The organism is Deltaproteobacteria bacterium (assembly GCA_019912665.1).
In the GTDB taxonomy this organism is placed as follows: domain Bacteria; phylum Desulfobacterota; class GWC2-55-46; order GWC2-55-46; family GWC2-55-46; genus UBA5799.
Genome location: JAIOIE010000018.1, coordinates 312,836 through 334,477 on the forward strand (window position 1 = coordinate 312,836; position 21,642 = coordinate 334,477).

Annotated in this window: 21 protein-coding genes; 6 read left to right on the forward strand and 15 right to left on the reverse strand. The window is 56.9% G+C overall.

Features of this window, described 5'->3' with window-relative positions; translation table 11 throughout:
* Window positions 1-38 precede the first annotated feature (38 nt).
* The 5 genes from K8I01_05930 to K8I01_05950 all read left to right on the forward strand — a co-directional run bounded on the left by K8I01_05930 (window position 39) and on the right by K8I01_05950 (window position 5,527).
* A complete protein-coding gene (locus K8I01_05930; protein ID MBZ0219952.1) occupies window positions 39-1,046 on the forward strand; it encodes a hydroxyacid dehydrogenase in 1,008 nt (335 codons plus the stop codon).
* A 3-nt stretch (window positions 1,047-1,049) separates the two neighbouring features.
* Entirely contained in the window at window positions 1,050-2,873 is a 1,824-nt protein-coding gene (locus K8I01_05935; protein ID MBZ0219953.1) for a glycoside hydrolase family 15 protein, read from the forward strand.
* Between the two features lie 61 nt (window positions 2,874-2,934).
* Window positions 2,935-3,342 carry a hypothetical protein gene (locus tag K8I01_05940; protein MBZ0219954.1) on the forward strand — a complete coding sequence of 136 codons (408 nt, stop codon included), beginning with the start codon at window positions 2,935-2,937 and terminating at the stop codon, window positions 3,340-3,342.
* 1 nt (window position 3,343) lies between these two features.
* Window positions 3,344-3,940, forward strand: coding sequence for a gluconate 2-dehydrogenase subunit 3 family protein (locus K8I01_05945; protein ID MBZ0219955.1), 597 nt, complete (start codon window positions 3,344-3,346; stop codon window positions 3,938-3,940).
* Window positions 3,941-3,973: 33 nt separating this feature from the next.
* Window positions 3,974-5,527: a GMC family oxidoreductase gene (locus K8I01_05950; protein ID MBZ0219956.1), complete on the forward strand. Its 1,554-nt coding sequence runs from the start codon at window positions 3,974-3,976 to the stop codon at window positions 5,525-5,527.
* A 9-nt stretch (window positions 5,528-5,536) separates the two neighbouring features.
* Here the strand turns inward: K8I01_05950 and K8I01_05955 are convergent, their stop codons facing one another.
* The 4 genes from K8I01_05955 to K8I01_05970 all read right to left on the reverse strand — a co-directional run bounded on the left by K8I01_05955 (window position 5,537) and on the right by K8I01_05970 (window position 10,295).
* A complete protein-coding gene (locus K8I01_05955; GenBank protein MBZ0219957.1) occupies window positions 5,537-6,736 on the reverse strand; it encodes an HlyD family efflux transporter periplasmic adaptor subunit in 1,200 nt (399 codons plus the stop codon).
* 3 nt (window positions 6,737-6,739) lie between these two features.
* Window positions 6,740-9,103 carry an ABC transporter permease gene (locus tag K8I01_05960; GenBank protein ID MBZ0219958.1) on the reverse strand — a complete coding sequence of 788 codons (2,364 nt, stop codon included), beginning with the start codon at window positions 9,101-9,103 and terminating at the stop codon, window positions 6,740-6,742.
* A 1-nt stretch (window position 9,104) separates the two neighbouring features.
* Entirely contained in the window at window positions 9,105-9,815 is a 711-nt protein-coding gene (locus tag K8I01_05965; GenBank protein ID MBZ0219959.1) for an ABC transporter ATP-binding protein, read from the reverse strand.
* A gap of 105 nt (window positions 9,816-9,920) precedes the next feature.
* Window positions 9,921-10,295 carry a helix-turn-helix domain containing protein gene (locus K8I01_05970; protein MBZ0219960.1) on the reverse strand — a complete coding sequence of 125 codons (375 nt, stop codon included), beginning with the start codon at window positions 10,293-10,295 and terminating at the stop codon, window positions 9,921-9,923.
* Window positions 10,296-10,474: 179 nt separating this feature from the next.
* Between K8I01_05970 and K8I01_05975 the strand changes: the two genes are divergently transcribed.
* A complete protein-coding gene (locus K8I01_05975) occupies window positions 10,475-11,098 on the forward strand; it encodes an XRE family transcriptional regulator (protein ID MBZ0219961.1) in 624 nt (207 codons plus the stop codon).
* A 38-nt stretch (window positions 11,099-11,136) separates the two neighbouring features.
* Here the strand turns inward: K8I01_05975 and K8I01_05980 are convergent, their stop codons facing one another.
* The 11 genes from K8I01_05980 to K8I01_06030 all read right to left on the reverse strand — a co-directional run bounded on the left by K8I01_05980 (window position 11,137) and on the right by K8I01_06030 (window position 21,630).
* Window positions 11,137-12,171 (reverse strand): glycosyltransferase, encoded by a 1,035-nt coding sequence (locus K8I01_05980; protein ID MBZ0219962.1) that lies wholly within the window; start codon window positions 12,169-12,171, stop codon window positions 11,137-11,139.
* Between the two features lie 34 nt (window positions 12,172-12,205).
* Window positions 12,206-13,057, reverse strand: coding sequence for a glycosyltransferase (locus K8I01_05985; GenBank protein MBZ0219963.1), 852 nt, complete (start codon window positions 13,055-13,057; stop codon window positions 12,206-12,208).
* A gap of 31 nt (window positions 13,058-13,088) precedes the next feature.
* Complete coding sequence (locus tag K8I01_05990) at window positions 13,089-14,315, reverse strand: glycosyltransferase family 4 protein (protein MBZ0219964.1); 1,227 nt, start codon at window positions 14,313-14,315, stop codon at window positions 13,089-13,091.
* A gap of 25 nt (window positions 14,316-14,340) precedes the next feature.
* A complete protein-coding gene (locus K8I01_05995) occupies window positions 14,341-15,108 on the reverse strand; it encodes a class I SAM-dependent methyltransferase (GenBank protein ID MBZ0219965.1) in 768 nt (255 codons plus the stop codon).
* Window positions 15,109-15,221: 113 nt separating this feature from the next.
* Window positions 15,222-16,244, reverse strand: coding sequence for a class I SAM-dependent methyltransferase (locus K8I01_06000; protein MBZ0219966.1), 1,023 nt, complete (start codon window positions 16,242-16,244; stop codon window positions 15,222-15,224).
* A 19-nt stretch (window positions 16,245-16,263) separates the two neighbouring features.
* Entirely contained in the window at window positions 16,264-16,482 is a 219-nt protein-coding gene (locus K8I01_06005) for a hypothetical protein (protein MBZ0219967.1), read from the reverse strand.
* Between the two features lies 1 nt (window position 16,483).
* The gene (locus K8I01_06010; GenBank protein MBZ0219968.1) at window positions 16,484-17,896 is read right to left on the reverse strand and encodes a glycosyltransferase family 4 protein; all 1,413 of its coding nucleotides are present in this window, start codon (window positions 17,894-17,896) and stop codon (window positions 16,484-16,486) included.
* Window positions 17,897-17,913: 17 nt separating this feature from the next.
* Window positions 17,914-18,972 (reverse strand): glycosyltransferase, encoded by a 1,059-nt coding sequence (locus K8I01_06015; GenBank protein MBZ0219969.1) that lies wholly within the window; start codon window positions 18,970-18,972, stop codon window positions 17,914-17,916.
* Between the two features lie 7 nt (window positions 18,973-18,979).
* Window positions 18,980-19,744, reverse strand: a complete 765-nt coding sequence (locus tag K8I01_06020) for a methyltransferase domain-containing protein (protein MBZ0219970.1) — start codon at window positions 19,742-19,744, stop codon at window positions 18,980-18,982.
* Window positions 19,745-19,825: 81 nt separating this feature from the next.
* Window positions 19,826-20,779 (reverse strand): glycosyltransferase family 2 protein, encoded by a 954-nt coding sequence (locus K8I01_06025; protein ID MBZ0219971.1) that lies wholly within the window; start codon window positions 20,777-20,779, stop codon window positions 19,826-19,828.
* Window positions 20,776-21,630: a class I SAM-dependent methyltransferase gene (locus K8I01_06030; GenBank protein MBZ0219972.1), complete on the reverse strand. Its 855-nt coding sequence runs from the start codon at window positions 21,628-21,630 to the stop codon at window positions 20,776-20,778. Before K8I01_06030 ends, K8I01_06025 begins: the two co-directional genes overlap by 4 nt.
* Between the last annotated feature and the right edge of the window lie 12 nt (window positions 21,631-21,642).

Consider the following 21,642-nt stretch of genomic DNA (forward strand, 5'->3'; position numbering starts at 1 on the left):
CTCCCGCCCCCTGAGCGCCTTTTGACCGGCGAATCCCCATGAAGATTATCTTCTTTGAGACAGGGCCGTGGGAGGAGAAGGCGCTTAAAAGGCTTTCCGGGCATGAGGTCGTGTTCAGCGCCGAGCCGCTTACCTCCGAAAACGCCGGACTCGCTTCGGGCTCCGAGGTCGTCTCCGCGTCCATCTATTCGGATCTCAGGGCCGGGGTGCTGGAAAAACTCGGCCGCCTAGGTCTGGTTGCCGTCCGCTCGGCCGGGTATGACAACGTCGACGTTGACTATTGCCTCAGGCGGGGCATCGTAGTCTCCCGCATACCCGAGTACGGCGGTAACACGGTCGCGGAGTTCACGCTCGCGCTCATGCTGGCTGCGAGCCGGAAGGTGGTCCGGGCTGCTGCCAGGGCCAGAGAGGGGGATTTTTCGCTCGAAGGCCTGAACGGGTTCGACCTTGCCGGGCGCGTGCTGGGCGTCATAGGGACCGGGAGGATTGGCAGGCAGGTAATAAAATACGCCGGGTGTATCGGCATGGAGGCGGTCGCATTCAGCAGGACGCGGTATGCGGACCTGGAAAAGGAGCTCGGCTTCAGGTATACAGGTTTTCGCGAGCTTTTGTCCCTCTCGGACATAATCTCGCTTCATGTGCCGGCGACTTCCCAGACCCGGGGTATGCTCTCGGATGACCAGTTCGCGGCAATGAAGAAAGGCGTGGTGCTCGTAAACACATCGAGGGGTGAAATAGTGGATACGAAAGCGCTTCTTCGCGCCCTCGAATCAGGGAAGGTCTCGGCAGCGGCTCTCGACGTGCTCCCCCGCGAAAAGACCCTCCGGAGCGAGACCGAGCTCTTACGCGCCGCATGCGAGGGGTGCGAAGACCCCGAGGGGCTCCTGGCGGCACAGGCGCTCCTTCGCCACAGGAACGTGATCGCCACCCCGCATATCGCTTTCTTCACGGACGAGGCAATTAGGCGCGCCCTGGAGGTCACTATCGAGAACATAACCTCCTTTATAAAAGGGAAGCCCATCAACTCGGTAACCCGGGCCGCTTGACCCATGTACAAGAAGATATCGGAATACGGCGTAATCGGGAATTTCCACTCCCTCGCGCTCATAGGGCTCGACGGCTCTATAGACTGGCTCTGCCTCCCCCACCTCTATTCCCCAAGCATCTTCGGCGCGCTCCTGGATTCCGAAAAGGGCGGCTATTTCTCGATCACCCCGGCTGGCGAGTACGACTCGACAGCTGAATACCTGGAAAACACGAACATACTCGCAACCTGCTTCAGGACCCGGCAGGGAGAGGCTACCCTTACCGACTTCATGACAATACCCTTCGGGCCGGAGGAGGAAAGAAAGAAGGAGCGCCATGAGCTCTACCGGCGTATCGAGGTCACGAAAGGAGAGATGGAGTTCCGGGTGTGCTTCGAGCCCAGGCTTGATTACGGGAGGGCCAGGACCGAAGTCAGCGGCATTGACGGGAAGATAAAGGCCGAGGCCGGGAGGGACAGCATCTACGTCGAGGCGACCAGGCCGCTTGAAGGCCTTGGAGACAGGGCTGCGGGGACATGGCTTATCAGGGAGGGCGAGACGGCCTGGCTCCACATGAGGTACGGCATTGATATAGAGCGCGGCTTCGACGTCGCGAAGGCCGAACGGGCGCTCGACCAGTCTGCCAGGTACTGGAGGATTTGGGCCAAGAAGAGCGAGACCGGGGTAAGGGTGGACCTCGGCCCCTACAAGGAGATGATAATACGATCGGCGCTGATACTTAAGCTCCTCTATTTCTACCCCAAGGGCACGATGGCGGCCGCGGCCACCACCTCGCTCCCTGAAGTGGTCAGGGGAGTAAGGAACTGGGACTACAGGCACGCCTGGCTCCGGGACACCTTCTTCACCCTCGAAGCGCTCTTCAACATAGGCCATGACGAGGAGGCGCACGGTTATTTCGGCTGGATAGAGGAGCTTGTCATGAAGTACGGCCCGGCTATCCAGAGCGTATACGGCCTGAACGGCGAAAAGGACCTGCCCGAATGCGAGCTCGATCATCTCGACGGCTACAAGGGCTCAAGGCCCGTAAGGATAGGCAACAACGCGGCGGCGCAGCGCCAGCACGATATATACGGGGAGATACTGAATGCCGTGCACAAGCACGCGGAGCTCACCGGGGAGCTCAACCCGAGGCTGTGGCCGTCGCTCCGGAGCATCTGCGATTTCGCAGCCGGGAGCTGGCGCAATAAGGACTACGGCATATGGGAGATGAAGAGCGGCCCTCACCATTTCACATATTCGAAGGTCATGTGCTGGGCCGCGCTCGAAAGGGGCATAAGGCTAGCCGAGAGCTTCGGCCTGGACGGCGACACCAAAGGATGGAAGGGCGAGGCGGAGGAGATCAGGCGCGACATAATGGAGAAGGGCTGGGACGAGGGCAGGCTGGCATTCGTCCAGCACTACGAGACCGACCGCATGGACGCAAGCAATCTCCTGATACCGATGGTGGGCTTCCTGCCGTTCGACGACCCAAGGGTCATATCGACGGTCGAAGCGACGAGGCGCGAGCTATCGTTTAACGATTGTTTTTTTTACAGGTACAGGACCGATGACGGGCTGCCGGGAGACGAGGGCGCGTTCCTTATCTGCTCGTTCTGGTACATCGATTACCTTATCGCCCGGTGGAGGCTCGAGGAGGCGGAGACATATCTCCGGAGGACGGAGACGGTCTCGAACCATCTCGGCCTTTTCTCGGAAGAGTACGATTTCAAATGGATGGAGCCGCTGGGGAATTTCCCCCAGGCATACACGCACCTCGGCTATATAAACTCGGTTCTCGCGCTCAGAAAGGCCAGGGCGGCCCTCAAAAGGGCCGGGCCGGTGATTTGACAGCCGATTCAACGGTGCTTTACTTGAATCATAAGTGGTGAATACAGGCGCGGGGATTATCATGGAAAAATGGGACGCATGGACTCCGGAGCGCTTTTTTTATCTTTTCATTGGGCTCGCCTATCTCATGGTCTGGGTACAGGTGCTCCTTATGCACTGGAGGGGCGCCTTCCGTTTCAGGATCATGTGGGCCCCCGTGCTCGAGGCTCCGGTGCTTTCGCTCACGGGCATCGTCTTCGCCTTCGTGCACGGCGGCTGGCTCAACCCTCTCTTCGTAATCATCTTCACTTTGGGCGCGCTTGGCGGCCTGGCCGGAACTTATTTCCATCTGAAAGGGATACGGCACTACATAGGCGGGTGGACCCTCAGAAACTTCATGGCAGGGCCGCCGCCCATGCTGCCGCTTACGTTCTCGGCGCTCTCGGCAGGGGCGCTCATCGTCTACTTCGTCTGGCACACGGGAGGATAGGATGGCGCTCACCGGGAAAGACTTCGAGGGCTTCATTGAGAACTGGGACGAGAAGGCCCGGCGCATCATTACGGAGCGCATGGATGGCCGTTTCACCCGGGAGCGCCTCGAGAGATTCACGCCCGGGGAGGGAGAGCTACTGCGGGCTATTTTAAAGCGCCTCATCCCGGAGGACGAAGGCATAGACCTCGTCGGCTTTCTCGACTGGGCGCTCGATAAGCCGCTCGGGCGCGGGGACAGGCCTGAAGGGATGCCTGAAGACCAGGTCCTTTTTAAAGAAGGGCTAAGGGGTATCGAGGAGAGCGTAAAGGCAGGGTATAATAAAAGCTCCTTCATTGAGCTTGCTCCTGATGAACAGGACCGGTTTCTAACGGCGCTCCAGGAAGGAAGGCTCGAAGGCGGGTTATGGGAAAGAATACCCCCTTCCTATTTCTTCATAAAGCTCCTTACAAAGGCGCTCACCGGTTACTGCTCGCACCCGCTCGTGTGGATGCGGATGGGATTTCCCGGCCCTAGCTATCCCGAGGGCTACGTATGGATAACACGCGAAGAGGTCTCGGCCAGACGGCGGCACACGCCAGGCTGGAAGACCCTTTAAAGAGGATACGTCATGAAGCCCATGCGCGAGCTCATGAGAAGGTATGAGGGCCCGGTGGACGTCTGCATCGTTGGGGCAGGCGCGGCAGGGGCCGTGCTCGCAAAGGAGCTGTCCGAGAGCGGGTCGAGTGTCGTTGTAATAGAGGCCGGGCCCTGGCTCGACACCAGGGAGGATTTTGTAAACGACGAGCTCACCATGCTCGACGGCCGCATGGACTGGGACGACTTGAGGATTACCGGCGGCAAGGACCCTATCCCCCTTGGGAGGAACAACACGGGAAGGGCGGTCGGCGGGAGCACGGTCCATTATACGGCAGCCACGCTACGGCTCCACGAGGACGACTTTGAATTAAAGACGCGCGAGGGCATAGCCGACGACTGGCCCATAAAGTACCATGAGCTCGCCCCGTATTACGACAGGGTGGAAAGGTATCTCGGCGTATCCGGGCCCAGGCGCTTCCCATGGCCGCCGCACCACGGGCCGTTCCCTTATCCTGAGCTACCCTGGAGCGCTAGGGACCAGTACCTGGGCCGGGGAATGATACGGCTCGGGCTCACTCCCGCCAAGGCGCCGCACGCCATAATAACCGGCTCAAAGGACGGCAGGTCCCCGTGCATGATGTACGGCTTCTGCACGAACGGCTGCAAATCCGACGCAAAGTCGAGCACCCTCGTTACCTACATACCTGATGCGGTCAGGGCCGGGGCCGAGATACGGGAGAACTCTTTCGCTATCAGGGTTAACACGAGGCAGGACGGCCTGGCAAAATCAGTCACATACGTGCGCGATGGCAAGGAGCACGAGCAGGAGGCCGGGATAATAATCCTTTCATGCTACGCGGTAGAGACGCCTAGGCTCCTTTTAAACTCCGCCCCCGGAGGGCTTGCGAATTCGAGCGGCCTGGTCGGGAGGAACTTCATGGTCCACCTCGGGGACAACGTCATCGGGAGCTTCGATGAGCCGTTGGACAACTGGGTCACCCCGCCCGTGGGCATCATGAACCAGGACCGCTACGGCACGATAAAGGGCAAGGATTTTGTCCGGGGCTATACGCTCGAAGCCTACAACATGTTCCCCATAGAGTTCTACACGAGCTTCGTCGAGGGGAATCCCCATCTCTGGGGAAAACGCCTTATGGACTTCATAGACTCCTACCAGAACCGGACCATGATAGGGAATGTGGGCGAGGTACTGCCGAGCGAGGACAATTATGTGGGACTGGCCGCCGAGACGGACCAAAACGGAGTGCCCGTAGCGAAGGTGGTCTTTTCGAGGGACGAGAACACGAGGAAGCTTTCGAAGGACTCGATGGACCTCTGCGAGGAAATACTGAAGGCGGCAGGGGCCAAAGACATAATGCGCCAGGAATCGACCATACACGTATTGGGGACCTGCAGGATGGGGAATGACCCGGCAAATTCGGTGGTGGACAGGTGGTGCCGCTCGCACGATATCCCGAACCTCTTCATATGCGACGGGAGCGTCTTCGTAACCGGAGGCGGGGTGAACCCGAGCCTTACGATAGAAGCGCTCTCAACGAGGACGGCGGAGCACATACTGAAATACGGCAGCACAAAGGCCGCCTGAAAAAGAGACTCACCTCTCCATCCGGGTTATCCTTGAGCCGTCCTCAAGCGATTCGTCCGGATTCACCACAATCTCTTCGCCTTCCGAGAGGCCTGAGAGCACCTCGGCCGTAAAGCCGTTCCTGTGGCCTATTTCTACTCTCCTCTCCCTCGCCCTGCCGTTATCTACCACGAAGACCGCGTCTCGGTCCCCGGACCTGAAAAGGGCGCTTACCGGGACCTTGAGGGCGCTCTCCTCCTCCCAGACCACGAATCTCGTCTCCACCCTGTAGCCGTCCCCGAGCCTCTCCCAGGTCTCGGCAGGGGAGAGGATATCCACGGTAACGAAGACCCTCTGCTCCTCGACCCCGAGGCTCGATACCTTCGTAAACGCCGAAGGCTCGACAATCCGGACGCTCCCGTCGAGCGGCACGCCCCCTCCCCACCTCTCTATGATGACAGGAGTGCCGGGGCGAAGAAGCACCGCATCCGACGAGAGCACCTCCGCGCGTATCTCGAGGGCTCCGGTGTTGCCGATGTCTATTAGCGGCTCCCCTGCCCTTACGGCCCCTTCGCTCTCGCGGTGGAGCCTCAAGACCCGCCCGGCGATCGGGCTTTTGACCTCGACAATCCTTTGGCCGTCTGCTTCCGGGCCTTCGCCCGCGGGCATGAGCGCGGCCCGCGCCCTCTGGAACTCGGACCGCGCCGCGTTCACGTTCGCCTCGGCTGAGTTAAGCACTGCTTCGGCCTGCCTGGCGGCGGCCTCGACCCGGTCCATCTCGCTTCTCGGGACGTGTCCGCCCCTAAAGAGCTCCCTGGTCCTCGAAAGCGTCTCCCTGGCGTACTCGGCCTCGGCGCGCCTCGCTTGAGCCACCTCCCTTGCCGCGCGTAACGACGCCTCGGCTGCGGAGACCGCCGCCTCGGAAGCCGCCCTTGTCCTCGGGTCGAGAGGCTCTGACCGGAGTGGCTCGATGACTGCGAGCGTTCCGCCTTCAGACACGGTTGTCCCGGCCCTCAGGTCTATTCGCCTGAGATGCCCCGATACAGGGGCCGATACGACGAACCTGTCGGTGACGACCGCCCTGCCTTCCTCGGTCACGGTAACCGACATGGGACCGCGCTCGACTGACGCCGTCTCGATCCTTACGGGCTTGGGCATGAGCCCGTAGATAACGGCCAGGACGATGATGATTATTCCGGCCGCAATCAATATCTTCTTTCTCGAATCCATATGCTATTCCCTCGCCTTCAGGACTTCTACCAGGTCCAGCCTGTCGAGCCTTCTCCTGACTATGAGGCCCGAGACCGCGGCAGAGCCCAGGACCACGGCCGCGGACATTGAATATGTCGACAGGTCTATCACGAGAGGGAGGCGGAAGAGGTCTGAACCCAGCTCCGTAACCAGATAAGCCGCTATCCCGCTCCCGAAAAGAAACCCCAGCGGCACCGAAGCGAGCGTAAGGACCGCAAGCTCCCCGAGGAGTATATAGGATATCTCCCCCCTGGTATACCCCAAAACCCGAAGGCTCGCAAGCTCCCTGCTCCTCTCCGAGAGCGCGATGCGGGCGGTATTGTAGATTACGCCGAAGGCGATCGTCGCGGCAAGCAGCGTGGCAATGAATGTAAAAAACAGGAGGAACTCCGCCTGGGTCTCGTAGAAGTTCCTTATCTCGTCGGTCCTCACTGACGTGCCAGCCACCTTCGGCATGCTCGAGAGTTCGCCGTATATCTCCGGCAAGCGGCCCCGGTCTATCACGAGGTTTGCCCCGGTCACCGCATTCCCCTCGCCCGCGAGCCTGTTAAGCTCGTCTATATCCATGTAAGCAGAGACCCCGATGTATTGCTTGACGAGCATCGCTACAGGCACCTCCACGACCGGCTTTGCGCCCTCAAGCACTTCGACGGTCACGACGTCCCCGGGCCCGGCTCCGAGAACGCTGCCCAGGTAGTCGGTCAATACGAGCCCCTGAGGCGGGACCTCTATCGGATTGAGCTCTATATCAAGGAGGTCCTGGAGGCGGCTTTCAGGCGACACTCCCTGCACCGCGGTCCTGTAGCTCCTGTGCTTGAACCTGAGCCTCGCGGGTACGGACCTCGCAGGCTCGGCCCTGTAGACACCCTCGACGCCTTCGAGGTCGTAAAGGGCCTTCCATGAGACCGGGCCCGTGAAGGTGACCCTCATGTCCTCCCTCTGCGCGAGCCTGAACTGCACGTCTATAAGGTAATCCACGGCGTCCCCGAAGAAGATGCCCGCTATGAGTATCGCTCCGGCGAGCGATATGCCGATTATCGAAAGAAGGGACTTTATCGGCCTCCTCTCTATATTCCTGATTATCATCCTCGACGGCTGGGACAGCACGCGGCCGAACCCGAGCCTGTCGAGGAGCGTCTGCCTGTACCTTGCCGGAGGCTCCGGCCGCAAGGCTTCTGCTGGCGGAAGGGCAGCGGCCCGGTAGACGGCGAAAATCGTCCCGGCAAGGGCCGCGGCGCCGGTTATGGCGGAAGCCATGATGACGACACCGGGCCTCAGGTCGTAAAGGAGGTACGGGAACCTGTAAAACTCCATGTAGAGGCCGGAAAGCCTTGTCCCGAGCCACGCGCCAAGGGCGAGCCCGCCCGCTGTACCCGCGAGAACGATTAGCAATATGAGCTGCACGTAATGGAGGCCGATCGCGAAGTTGCCGTACCCGAAAGCCTTAAGCGCGGCTATCTGCTCGCGCTGCGTGCTCACGGTCCGGCTTATGACGACGTTGAGGAGGAACGCGGCCACTCCTATGAATATGGCCGGGAATATGGTCGCGCTCCTTTCGAGCTGGTTGAACTCCTCGGTAAGATACCTGTGCGAGACCTGGTCCTCGCGCGTGGTCGCGCCGAGCCCGCCGTACCGGGCGAGCATCTCATCGAGCCTCGTTATCACCTGCGAGGGGTCCGCCCCGGAAGAGAGCGAGGCGACTACGTCGTTGAACGCGCCATCCATGTCATAGGCCGCCTCGACAGCGTCCCTGGTCATCCAGACTATCGCGTACCGCTTGTAGTCCGGGCTCAAGGCCCCGGGCCTTACCTGCAGGATGAACTCCGGCGAGAGCGCGATGCCGGTAATCTTGAGGCCCTTCATCCGGCCTTCGATTATCGCGTTTACGGTATCCCCGATTTTCAGCCCGTGCGCCTCGGCAAATGCTTCGCTCAAGACCGACTCGTCGTCCTTAACCGGGTCCGGGAGCCTGCCCTGCCTCAGGTGGAGCCTGTTGAGGCGCGCGGGCGCATCCGACGGGAGTGAGATGAGCATGGCCGTAACCGGCTCTCCGAACCCACTTACCTCAAGTCTTACGTCGGCAACCACCCTGGTTTCGACCAGCTCGATCCCGGGAATCTCCTCTATCCTCTCCCTTAGGCCCTCGGGCGCTCGCTTAAGCCTCGCAAAAACATCGGCAAAGCCGTATTCCCTGTAGAACGTATCCCTCATGAGCTTCAAGGAGTCCATCGTGCTCACGAGGAGTATGAAAGTCGCTACCCCGCTCGCAATGACCAGGGCTATGGCGAGCGACTGCCCCCTCATCCTCCAGAGGTCCCTTATGAGCTTTTTATCAAGCGCCTTCATGTTACCAATGGAGCTCCCTCGGGGGTTTCTTTACGGGATTGGAGAGGACCTCCGAGATGTGACCGTTACTCAGGTGGATGACGCGGTCGGCCATGCCCGCGATGTCGGAGTTGTGGGTTATGACCGCGGTCGTAGTGCCGAGCTCCCTGTTTATCCTGTCGAGAGCCTCAAGAACGACTATGCCTGTCTCTGAATCGAGCGCGCCCGTGGGCTCGTCGCAGAGAAGCACGTCGGGGTTCTTCGAGATGGCCCGGGCTATCGCGACCCTCTGCTGCTCGCCCCCGGAGAGCTGGGCCGGGAAGTGATCGAGCCTTTCGCCGAGGCCTACAATTGAGAGCGCATCTTCAGGCCGCATCGGCTTCGCCGCTATCTCCGTGACCACGGCGACGTTCTCCCTCGCGGTGAGGCTCGGTATGAGGTTATAGAACTGGAAGACGAAGCCAACGTGGAAGCGGCGGTACTCGGTAAGCTCCGCCTCATTTGCCCTGGTAAGCTCCCTTTCCCTGTACATGACTTTGCCGCTTGTGGCCACGTCCAGACCGCCCATAATGTTCAAGAGGGTGGATTTGCCGCTCCCGGAAGGGCCGAGGAACACTACAAGCTCCCCGGACCAGAGCTCGAGGTCCACTCCCCTCAAGGCGTGCACCTCCACCTCGCCCATCCGGTAGACCTTCGTAAGGCCTTGTATGCTGAAGACCAGGTCCCTTTGCATCTCTCCTCCAAGGAACGGTTCTCAGAGGCAATTATAAGCGGATACAGAATGGAAGGCTACCGGAAATGGAGCCGGATTATGGAGAGGCGGGCCTGAAACGAAGATTTACGGAATATGCGCGTAAAAGACCTCTATCGCGCTCTTGACCGCAATAGCAAAGACCTGGTTCTCACGCCGGAAAATGGTCAGCATCTTGCCGATACACACCAACTCTTCAGGGCTTGCCTCGGCGCATACGGAATGGCGGTCCGGAGCCGCTCGATATGGGTCCACCCGGGGCCCTCCGTTGCCCTTAACAAGCCAGTCAAGGGAGACCTCGAATTTTTCGGAAAACTTGAGAACCAGTGACGACGGGATAGCTCCCCTTTTGCGGTAATTGGAAATCGCCTGCGGGCTGACCCCGAGCGCCTCAGCCAGACTCGAGCCGGTCTTCAGACCCGAAGCCTGCATCATGCGGCTAAGCACATCGTTTCCGGACATTTACAATCCCTTTCCAAACCCTTGCTGAACGCCGTTGACCTGTATACGAAAAAGTGATATAAACTTTATGATTTTTACGCAATTTACCATTTTGCGTAAATCATGTCAACAGGATTTTTAATTTGGACGGACAAAAAACAACTCTTGGTGAAAGAATCAGGCAGGTACGGGAAGGCTTATTGAACCTCAACCAGGCCGAATTTGCAGGGAAATTGGGTTTTTCCAGGCTTGCCACAATAAGTGATTACGAGACCGACAAACGTGCCCCTGACATTGCGACATTGCGTAAAATAGCCTACATGGGGAGCGTGAGTCTCGACTGGCTCCTTACCGGCCAGGGTCGCCTCTCTCTACTTGACCCTGGGTGGGTCGGCTCGGTAAAGGACGGCTCGGTTGTTTACGGGGGAGGGGATTTCATAAAGGTAAACATATACGACCCGGCCACGGCAGGCCCTCCGAGGGAGTTCCCGGCCACCGACCCCATCGGCTCGATCATGGTTCCGTCAGCGGACTGCGCTCCGGGGACAGCGGCTGTGAAGGTGCTTGGGGACGGCATGAGGCCATCCATACTGGACGGCACGGTCGCAGGCGTTCATACCGGTGATAAACGGGTGACAAGCGGAAATATATATGCCGTGTGGCTTGACTTCGAAGGCATTACGCTTAAAAGGCTCTTCGCCTACCCGGACAGGATAGTGCTTAAGCCGGACAATCCTGCTTTCCCCGAGACAGCGGTATACAACGGAAACTCGAAAAAAGAATTCATAATAGGCAGGGTCGCCTGGGTGTACCAGAGGTACTGATTGCCGCGCCATTTCAACCTTGGCATGCGGGAGCCCGGCTACGGCAATAACCCCTTGAGCGAGCCGTAGAACGCCCTCATGGGCGCGGTCAGTTTTCTGCTGAATGCCTGGAATATCGAATGGCGTTTTCTCGTAAACCCGGCGAATGTCTCAAGGGCCCTCAAGACCCTGAAGTCGTCCTGGGGGTCAGTGACAAGGAGTTGATGGAGGAATCCGATGGCATACCTTTCGTGGCATTTGATAACGAACTCGGGTACGCCGGCTGTCCTTTGCATGCTCAAGTCACGGGCTGAAAACCGGAGATGGGCATAAGGATAGGTCTTCAGGGCCGTGCCAAGGACCGCGTCGGAGCGGCCCTGCCAGTAAAAACGCTGGCAGAACCACCTCTTGCTGAGCCTCGATTTGGAAATCTTGTGGTGCACTACGGCCCCTGGCACAAGGACTATCCGCCTCCCCTTCCGCCTGATCGTCCTGCAAAGGAGTATCTCCTCGTTCGACAAAAGAAGCTTCCCCTTTCTCCCCAGGTCCTCGGGGAACCCGCCGAACTCATCGAAGGCATCTCTCCTGAAAGCCATATTCGCGCCCCAGGGGTTGTCGTTCTCGTCCTTGAACTCGTTACCGCTCCTTCGGGCCTCCCTGAACTCGCTTACGGCAATGAAGCCCAGGAACTCATCGGTTAGCCATTCGGGCCTTTTCCCCGGCCAGACCGGCCTTAAAGGTCCTCCGGCAGCATATACCTCCGGGTCCTTGAAAGCGATGTCATATTCCTTGAGCCAGCTCGGGTCAGCCTCTATGTCGTCGTCCGTGAAGACTATAATCTCCCCTTCCGTGTGCCTTACGCCGGTATTCCTGGCGTTCGACAGTCCCTGCCTTCTCTCAAAAACGTACTTTATCCTAACCGGAGAGGATGCGGCAAAGCCCTCGACGACCTCTTTTGTCGAGTCGTTCGAATTGTTGTCCACCACGACAATTTCGTAGCGGTCCTTCGGGAAGTCCTGGCCCATTATGGAGCGCATGGAATCCTTCAGCAGGGCCGAACGGTTATATGTGCAGATAATTACGGATATCCTCATCCTTGCTCCTTAGGCCGGGCAAGCCAGGACGCTTTCATCTTACATACCTCTTCGTGAAATGATTCCCCTTGAATATGAATACCGGCCTTATGAGCGGGAAAAGAAATTCGGCGGGCCGCCGCATCTCAAGCCGCATGAGGCCGCGGAGATAGCCGAGCATCATGCCGAAGTTGAAAAAATCCAGGACCATATCGCCGAAAGAATATGCCTGGCCGACATTCCTCCAGCCAAGGCCCTCGTTTTCGCACCTTTTGGCAAGTTCAACGATGCCGTACTGGTGCGAATGGAATACAGCGGCCTTCTCCTGCATTATTATCCTCTCTCCCTTTTCCCGGAGTTTTTTCTGGAAGACCTTGTCCTCGCTCATCTCTACCTGGCCGAGCCTGTTCGCATCCCAGACGCTCCTCCGGACGGCGCAGCAGACGAAGGACAGCCCGATGCCCCCGTGCTTTCTTATCCAGCCCTTGCATTCCCTTGTGTAATAAAAGAGGCCGGCCTTGAGCCAGTAAAATGCGTCCGCGACAGGCAGGCGCTCCCGGGCCTGCACGGCCGCTACGGACGGGTCGTCGAAAGGAGCGACAATGTCCTTGAGCCAGCTTTTCCCGACCGGCACCGCGTCCTGCGAGAGCGTAACGACTATCTCGCCCTTAGCAAGGGAAAAGCCGTAGTCGCGCGTGAGCCCGAAATTGAACTCGTCGGGCTTAATAGAATGCACCATTACAGGGCGCGCCCTCATCGCTTCGAGCGTCCCGTCGGTGGAGCCGGAATCAACGGCTATAACCTCGAACTCAAAAGGCGCTTCCTGCGAAAGGACGGATTCAAGGGATTCCCGGAATACAGCGCCCCCGTTCCTGGTCAGGTATATTATAGAGGCTTTAACGCCCACGACTGCTGCCTTATCATACAAAGGCCTGGATTCATCCCTGTCTTACGGCCCTCTCCTCTATTTTAAGGAATATCTCACTTAATATCCCGCCCACTATCTCAGGCGAATAATTATTTCTCATGTAATTGAAGCTGTTCTCCGTCACTGCCCTGTAAAGCGCTTCATCCTCGCTGAGCCTCAATATACAATCCGAGAAGGCCTCGGGCGTGTCGCCCACCATTATATCTTCCCCTATCCGCGCATCCATACCCTGCACCCCTATGGAGGTCGTAACGACCGGCAGCCCTATGGACATTGCCTCGCCTATCTTGCCCTTGAGGCCCGCGCCGTAACGGAGCGGAGCTATTGATATGTAGCTCGTCCGGAGATAAGGCATGGTGTCCGGAACGCGTCCGGTTACCTCTATTGAATCCGACCGGAGGGCGGTGATCGAGGGCGGAGGGCTGTCGCCGACGATCCTGAGCCTAACTCCCGGCAATCGCTTCCTTACGAGCGGCAGCACCTCGCCGCAGAAATAAAGCACCGCGTCCTCGTTCGGCCTGTGCCTGAACCCGCCGACGAATACGAGGACACCCCTTTCCCTTTCGGAAGCGTCAGACGGGCCGGCGCTCATCTCATGCACGTTGGGGACAATGGCGACATTCAGCCCCGGCTTCTCGGAAAGGAGTATGTCCCTGTCGAGCCCGGTGACCGTCCACACCATATCGGATTTTTTGTATACAGCGAGTTCTTTCCTTTTCGTCTCAAGGGCGCCACGGCGCATTTCGTCATCAGCATAGACCTCGGCCATCTTCATCTCGCGGTAGAAAAAAACGTCGACCGAGTCGGTGATTATGAACGTACCCGGGCTCCGGGCCCTTATCTCCTCGATGTATTTATCCGCCGTCGAGTAGACCTCAAGCAGGGCGAACCGGAAATTCCCCTTTAGTATGCTCTTGAGGTTGAATCGCGCGACATGGACTATAACGCCAAGCTCCTCAAGGGCATCAACGTACTTGTCACCCCTCCCTCTCCTGTACCCTTCGTGACGCTCCCTGGAGAGATAGGTTATGTTGTAGCATCTGGACAGTAGCCTTATGATCGAAAAAAACCTGAGCTCGCCCGAGCCGCGGTCGAACTCCGGGACGAACCTGGAGATTATGAGAAGGTTCGTCTTCCCGTTATCTTCCGGAGAGTGCGGAGGAGTGGGCCGGGGAAGCAGCGACTCGCACGCGGCCCGGAAAGGCCCCATTATTTTTTTAAAGCCCTTCACCTTCATTGGTCTATATATTCCGGCTTCCGCCTCAAGCCCGCTCAAAGATGGAGGTCAGATCGAATTGCGGGTTTTTGGCCCCGATAATAATGCCCTGCCGGGGAACGCCCAGTTGAGCCAACCCCTTTTCCAGATAAAACGCGGTGAACCCGATGTCGCTCATTAGGTCAAGGAGGTCCCGTCCGTAATCGCGGTATACGAGCGTCCGGCCCCCGTGGTAAACAGGCGGCAGCAGATGGCAGTCTTCATCACCCCTCGTTTCTACGCGGGTTACAGTCTTCACCATCGAATTCTCATATGGTACCTGAAGGAGAAAGACACCCTCTGCGTCGAGCACCCTGTAAACCTCCTTCAAAGCATCCTCGTACAGCCGCACATGCTCAAGGACATCCGAAGCGATAACGACATCAAAGGAGCGGTCAGGATAGTGCAGGGACTGAAGGTCGGCATATTTTCCGCGGTCGAAGGTCCTCTTCTTTAGCACCTCGGGGTCGTACTGCGCGTTTATGTAGTCGAAAGCCCTGCTAAGATATCTGCAATACCTTGCGACCCCGCTCGCCTCGAATATCCTGACGCTCCTGTTTCTTTTAAGCCGCGCCAGAGGCTCTTCTTTGAATCCAAGCACCATCCCGAGCGTATAGGCCAGAAACCTGTTCCTGCTCGTCGAATTGCACAAGGGGCAGCGGAAGCTTTCCCTCGGGCTTGCTGGCTCGACGTCCTCGAAGGCGACCTCGCTGCCGCATATATTGCAATTGCCCCTGGGCGACCCCGGGCGCTCCGCCCGGAACCGGTAGGTCATTCTCCTCGAAAGGTTCTCAAGTTCGCCGTAAATATCTCTTATTAATTGCGCTCTCAAAATGCGCCGCAGCCCTGCCAAAATAGGACCCCTGAATAAGGCTCTCTCATATGTGATTATTCCCTTCCGAATATGCCCAGGAACTCGGTCGGGCGGAGCGCTTTTGACTCGACGCTCCTGTCGTCCTCTCCGATAAGGTAATCAAGGATACCTCTGGCCTCCGCCGTATCCTCGGAGAGGTTCCTTCCCAGAACGGGATGGGTCGCGATGAACCTGATGAACGCGTTGTGGGGATAGACGAATTTGGCTTTCATGTGCTCAAGTAGGATGCCGTACAGTTCCTCCTGCCTGACACCCTCCATGCCTTCGCCCTTGCTAGGAGAGATCTTCTTTACGAGGCGGCCTCTCTCGTCCCTCCTGAACCTCTCCGGTATTTCCCGGACGAGCCCGTTAAGGTACTTGAGGTTCTCGTCCCAGAGGATCACGCGGTTTTTGCCGATAATATCGGCTATATAAAACTCCCCATCGTCCGTGAGGGCCCTGTTTATCTGCTCGAAGAGGTGCTCGAGGTTCATTATATGATGAAGGGATGCCTGCGAAAAGACGAAATCAAATCCGCCCTCGGGCAGGGATATGTAGTTCAGGTCGGCGCACTCGAATTTTATATTCAGCTTCTCGCGAGCCGCCGTCTCGCGCGCCGTCTTCAATATGTTCTCGTTCAGGTCGAGCGCGGTTATATGGTAGCCGGTCCTAAGCCTTCTCGCCAGGCCCAGCTCGTGCCCCCCGTGGCCGCATCCCAGGCTCAGTATCCTGGGCCTCTCCATCGCGTTCGCGTTTTTTTCCATGAGGGGCCATATGTTGGAACAGCCCAGGAGCTTCTCGACCCTCCTGTTCACGTGCTTCCAATAATAATGCCACGCGCCGAAGTCATGTATCCCGCCGAGCTTCAGGTCCTTCGTAATCTCGACGCTGCTGTACTCGGCTATCTCTTCCTGCACGAGCTTCTTATACTCCGGGTTGTCGCACCTGTCGCCCCTGACCTTACCGACCTGCCAGGGGTGCTTTATGGACGGGGCCGCATCGGGCGCGCCCCTTTCGGCGAACTTACCGGTAAGAATAGAGAAGAGCTTGTTCAGCACGGCTGCTCCATCGGCATGGTCAGGACTTTTTCATCATCCCGAGTATGCGCCGTAACGGCGCGGTCAACTTCCAGCTCCATGAATTCAGAACGCACTGGAGCTGGCGGTCCTTCTCGGCAAGCTCGCCTGTGAGCCTCCGGTTACGCTCGACGAGATTACGGAGCCTCTCTCCCATTTCTCCGGGAGTGAACTCCCATTCGGCTTTATTTCCTGTGTTCTTCATTTCTATATTCTTCAAGTCAGGGCTTCCTTACGCCCTCAAGAACACGGCGGAGCGGCCCTGTTACTTTCCAGCTCCAGGAATTGAGGAGCGCCTGTATCTGGCGGTCCTTCTCGGCTATCTGGCGGTCCTTCTCAGCAAGCTCGCGCTCCATTTTAGCCAGCTTGTTTATTTGCATGAAAATCCCATACAGCTCGTCCATTCCGGTTATAGCGGCGATATCATGGACCAGCCTTTCGTTAGTCGAAGGCCGGGGAGCTTCCTTTGCGTAACGCCCGTAAACTTCCCTGAATACGTGTTCGATCCCTGAAATATAATTCTCTTTTGTGAAGACCTTCAGGACGCGCTCCCTGCCGGCGGCTCCCATCTTTTCCGCAAGCGCCGGCTCCCCGAGTATCTTCGTTATGGCCGCAGCCATCCTGTCCGGGGCGCGCACGGGGACAAGGAGACCTGTCACACCGTCCACCACTATCTCGGGCGACGCGCCGGTATTCGTCGCGACCACGGGTTTTCCAGCGGCCATCGCCTCGATGGTCGTTCTCCCGAAAGGCTCGCCAAGCGAGGCGACGACTATTATGTCGAGTTCGCTGAAGACCTCGGGCATGTCGTTTCGGAAATCAACGAATATGACGGAATCTCCGAGGCCTTGCTCTTCTATAAGTCCGAGCAGGACGGGCTTGTACTCGCGGTCGGGCTGCCCGATTATCAGGAGCTTCGCCTTGCTCTTTTCCTTTTTAAGATAAGCGAACGCGTTTACGAGGTCTTCATGGTTCTTGTGCCTGTGTATTGTGCCGATTATCCCGACAAGGGGGCAGTCCGGGCTGATGCCCAGCTCCTTGTGGAGTTTCCCGGATGGCTTTGCGCTCACGAACGCGCCGGTATCGACCGCATTGTAAACGACCGAGATCTTGCCCTCCGGGGCTGACGGGAACTGCGCCGCCACGCTCTTCGAGTTGGTTATGAGACGGTCGGAAAGGTATTCGACAATGCTGAACGTCGCGTCGATGCTGAAAGGGCCCCTTAGAGGGTGGTCTTTCAACACCTCCCTTATGTGCCAGACATGCGGCTTTCCCGCGAGCCTTGCCGCTATCGCGCCCGATATCCTGGTGATGGTGTTAGTGTAGACTATGTCTATCGACTCGTCCCGTATGAGATTTACGAGAGGCTCGACAATCTTAAGCTCGCTAACGAACCCGGCCGTTACCTCCAAAAGAGAAGCCGAGCGTATCCAGGGAGCCGGCGACTCAAGCACGACTCTTTTCAGGCCAAGGCCGTCGACCTTCTCGACAAGCGCGCCTTTTCCGGCCGGGAACACGACTATGGGCTCAAAAACGCTCCTGTCCATGTGCCGGAGGAGAAAGAACATGCTCTGCTCGGCGCCGTAGAACGCGGAGGAATGGGACATGAAGAGGATTTTTGTTTTTTTATTCATGGCAATTTACGTAAAACCTAAAAGGTGCCGAACGCCTTTTTTGATATCTCCGCCGACCTCTCCCAGCTGTAAGCCAGCGCCTTTTGACGAGCCGCCTCGGCAGCCTTCGCGTAATCGACCGACCTGACCATCTGCATGGCATTGAACAGGTTTTCGTTCGCCTCGTCCGGCGAATACTTTACACCGCAGCTATCGTCCACGACTTCGGAGATTATTCCCATATCAGGGGCTACCACGGGCTTACTGAAAGTCAACGCCAGGAAGAGGTTGCCGGACGTGAACACCTGTTTATAGGGGAGCAGCACGGCATCCGAGGCGTTGAAGAAATACTGCACTTCGTTTCTTTCTATGAACCTGAGGAAAGGGAATATCCTGGTGTTTGACATTGCCTCGGCTGAGAGGAACTCGCCCAGGTGCTTGTCTTTCGGGTTCCCGGCGACGATGAGGACCGCGCCCTTGTCATCCATCTTTTTGAAGGCCTGTATCGCGTTCTCTATCCCCTTGTACGGCCTTACCGGCCCGAAGAGGAGGTAAACGAATGCGCCCGGCGGGATACCGAGCCTCTCCCGAGCTTCCTCCCTGCCGCATTTATTCTCAAAAACAGCGCTGAAATTGCCGTGGGGTATTATGTAAACATCATTCTTTCTGAGAAAATAGCGGGACAGCATCTCCTTCGCCTCAACGAAATGCACGAATACGACATCCGAAAAACACGACATGGCAAGCCTTCCGGCGTATTCGAGCGCCATATTGTTCCGCTCGTGGGGGAAGAGGTTGTGCACCGTCCACGCTATCTTATATCCCATTGATTTGGCGCGGCGGAGGTTCAGGATGAAAAGCAGAAGTTTTTTCAAAAAAACAAGAGGGTTCCTGTCCGAGTACAAATAAGCCGGCCAGTGGAAATGCACTATCCGCACCCTGCCCCTGTTCTCCCTGAGCCAGGCAGGGCCGAAGGTTTTACCCCTCGTGTCCACTATCTTATAGCCATGCTTCTGAAGGGCGTCATAGTAAAGCCTGAAATAATAGGTGTCCTCGTCAGGCATGGGGAAGGAGGCTATTTTTATAAATTCTGCCATTTCGCCTTCAGGATTTTGGACTTATTTGGGAACAATGCCCCTTTAAGGACCCAATCAGCTTGGAAAACCAGCTTGCGCAGGAAAAAGCGGCCGTATTTTTAGTGACATAATAAATATCTTCGTTAATGAGCCCGTATCTATCCACATCTTCCGAGCTTAAGGTATTCACAAAAGAATCGACATGCACATTGAAGCCCGCCTCTTCAAGCCTTGCCTTGTATACTCCATCAAAACCATAGCGCCTTACATGGTCACCCTGTCCGAATGCCCGCTCCCTGTCTTCAGGGGTGACTATATTGGGATCCTCCAGAGTCCTATCGCCTGAAATAGGGACCTGAAGTATCGCCCAGCCTGAAGGTTTTAGCACCCTATGCAGCTCGCGCATGGCTTTTCTGTCATCGGGTATATGCTCAAGGACATGGCTGGCATAGATGACGTCAAAGGCGTTGTCGGGGTATTTTATGTCGGTTATATCCATTTGCACCATTGCCTTGCCCGGCATCAGGTCGCCGCTGATGTATTCAAGATTCGGCAAGGCTTTCAGCATCTTGTATATCTGTCCCTCAGGTGCAATATGGAGAATTTTCATTTTGTCCGTGAAAATGTTCGTTTTTTCCTTGAAGTAAAGCCAGATGAGCCTGTGCCTCTCAAGGGATCTGCATACAGGACATTGCGCGTTTGGCCGTTGCTTTATTCCAAAAGGCAGAAAGGACTCGGATTGTTTTCCGCAGACCGGACATTCGAAATATTTTTTAAATTCTGCTGTTTTCATGCAAAATATCTCGGAATAATTCTTGCCTAATTAGAATCTTATAATTGCAACTTTGAATAAGAGGCTATTTGGCATTTCCACTCATTTAACCCATAAACGTCGGAAGTCAAGGTTATCTCTTTTTCCGAACCTTCCACGCAAAAAGTCTAATTCCCCTGCGAGCAAGGCAAAAAGCCTTTCAATACGCTGTTCGGGGCTTCCCCATTCAAGCCACCTGAGATTTCTTTTCAGGCACTTAAGATAGGCTTTGAGGCGGGCTATGCCGCTAAGATGGCGTTTTATCAGGAGCAGGTTGTTCCTGGCGTAATAATAAATCCAGGACGGCGCGCGGGCCGCCCGTTTGGCGCGGGATTTGCCGAAGGAAAAGGAGGTGGAGCATTTATGATATACCCTTGCGCCGGGAACGTAGAATATTCGATATCCCGCCCTCCTTGCCCTGAGGCACCAGTCGGTCTCTTCAAAGAGCAGAAAATAATCGGGGGACATGAGGCCGACCTCGCTTATGACGCCTGCCTTTATAAGAAATGCGCAGCCCGTTATGTAATCCGTCTCGACGGCCTCGTCGAATTTACCATCATCCGGCCTGCCGCCGCCCCTGTGAGAGGAGCCCTTGTCGAAATCGACGATACCGCCCGCGAACCATATCCTACCGGGCTCAGAATAAAAAAGGATCTTCGGCCCGACTATGCCGACTTTTTCGTCCTTTTCCGCGAAATCGACCAGATGGCCCAATGCGTCAGGCTCTATGGTCGTGTCGTTATTCAGTAAAAAGACATATTCCGCGCCGTTCTTAAGCGCGTATCTTATTCCGACGTTATTGCCTTCCGCGAAGCCGAGGTTCTCCCCGGTCTCTATCAGGCGCAACCCCGGAAACTTCTCCTTTATCGCCTCCACGGAGCCGTCGCTTGAGCCGTTGTCCACGACTATGGTCTCGAAATTGGGATACGAGAGCTTGCCGACGGACTCAAGGCACTCGATCGTGTCCTTTTTTCCGTTCCAGTTAAGGATGATAAGGTGGACCTTCGGGCGGTTCATCCCTGTGATTTTTTCCTCATCCAGAAGCTGCCGCCGCCCCAGAACGGCTCTGAATTGGGGAACGCGGCCTGCATCTCCGGAAAGAACTTGAGGGCCATATAGCTGTTGGAGAAAAGCACTTCGTACTGGCTGTTGAAGGCCAGAAAGCTCTGGAGAAGGTACTGCTCCGTCCAGGAGCGGTACAGCTTGAACGTCCAGCTCTTCGGGTACTCCTTCGGGAAGAATATGTCGTGCACATGGATAATGACCCCCGGCGCGAGCCTCGGGATTATCTCCAGGTATATCCTGTGGACATCGTTGCCGCACCGCAAGACATGGGATGTATCGATGAATAAAATGTCTCCGTCCTTCAACTCGCTGAAGATGGACAGGTCGACTTCCTCTATCTTCTGCACGCTCAGCCTGGAGAGCCCCGGAAAACCCTTTTTAAGGACCTCGGATGGGTAAGGCTCTATCGAGGTCAGCTCAGTATTACCGTTCATCAGGGCGGCCTTCGCGGACACGAGGGTCGAAAAACCCGAGCCGCACTCGATTATACGTTTCGGCTTGAAATGGCGCACCATGCAATAAAGGACGAGCGCGTCCGTGCCGTCGAACATCCTGTTATTGAAATGGAACTCGTGCGGAACGCCGGTAGGCCCCTTCGGGAACCTGTCATACTCGTCCCGGAACCTGGGGAATATGTTCAACAGAAAATCCTTCTGGACCTCGGGTTTCATGTCCACGCCCGGCATCTCTGATTCGCGTTCCCATAATTCATCTTTGAGGGTCCGGGTGTCGGGTATGGGCTGGTAATAATGGTTCGGGGTCACATGGAAGCCGTTCTTCTCCCAGAAAGGGAACCACTTCATGTAGTTCGTTCC

Bases quoted from the DNA above. Each gene is read 5' to 3' on its own strand.
- K8I01_05930 (MBZ0219952.1), top strand. From the start codon at position 39: ATGAAGATTATCTTCTTTGAGACAGGGCCGTGGGAGGAGAAGGCGCTT.
- K8I01_05935 (MBZ0219953.1), top strand. From the start codon at position 1,050: ATGTACAAGAAGATATCGGAATACGGCGTAATCGGGAATTTCCACTCC.
- K8I01_05940 (MBZ0219954.1), top strand. From the start codon at position 2,935: ATGGAAAAATGGGACGCATGGACTCCGGAGCGCTTTTTTTATCTTTTC.
- K8I01_05945 (MBZ0219955.1), top strand. From the start codon at position 3,344: ATGGCGCTCACCGGGAAAGACTTCGAGGGCTTCATTGAGAACTGGGAC.
- K8I01_05950 (MBZ0219956.1), top strand. From the start codon at position 3,974: ATGAGAAGGTATGAGGGCCCGGTGGACGTCTGCATCGTTGGGGCAGGC.
- K8I01_05955 (MBZ0219957.1), bottom strand. From the start codon at position 6,736: ATGGATTCGAGAAAGAAGATATTGATTGCGGCCGGAATAATCATCATC.
- K8I01_05960 (MBZ0219958.1), bottom strand. From the start codon at position 9,103: ATGAAGGCGCTTGATAAAAAGCTCATAAGGGACCTCTGGAGGATGAGG.
- K8I01_05965 (MBZ0219959.1), bottom strand. From the start codon at position 9,815: ATGCAAAGGGACCTGGTCTTCAGCATACAAGGCCTTACGAAGGTCTAC.
- K8I01_05970 (MBZ0219960.1), bottom strand. From the start codon at position 10,295: ATGTCCGGAAACGATGTGCTTAGCCGCATGATGCAGGCTTCGGGTCTG.
- K8I01_05980 (MBZ0219962.1), bottom strand. From the start codon at position 12,171: ATGAGGATATCCGTAATTATCTGCACATATAACCGTTCGGCCCTGCTG.
- K8I01_05990 (MBZ0219964.1), bottom strand. From the start codon at position 14,315: ATGAAGGTGAAGGGCTTTAAAAAAATAATGGGGCCTTTCCGGGCCGCG.
- K8I01_05995 (MBZ0219965.1), bottom strand. From the start codon at position 15,108: ATGACCTACCGGTTCCGGGCGGAGCGCCCGGGGTCGCCCAGGGGCAAT.
- K8I01_06010 (MBZ0219968.1), bottom strand. From the start codon at position 17,896: ATGAATAAAAAAACAAAAATCCTCTTCATGTCCCATTCCTCCGCGTTC.
- K8I01_06015 (MBZ0219969.1), bottom strand. From the start codon at position 18,972: ATGGCAGAATTTATAAAAATAGCCTCCTTCCCCATGCCTGACGAGGAC.
- K8I01_06020 (MBZ0219970.1), bottom strand. From the start codon at position 19,744: ATGAAAACAGCAGAATTTAAAAAATATTTCGAATGTCCGGTCTGCGGA.
- K8I01_06025 (MBZ0219971.1), bottom strand. From the start codon at position 20,779: ATGAACCGCCCGAAGGTCCACCTTATCATCCTTAACTGGAACGGAAAA.
- K8I01_06030 (MBZ0219972.1), bottom strand. From the start codon at position 21,630: ATGAAGTGGTTCCCTTTCTGGGAGAAGAACGGCTTCCATGTGACCCCG.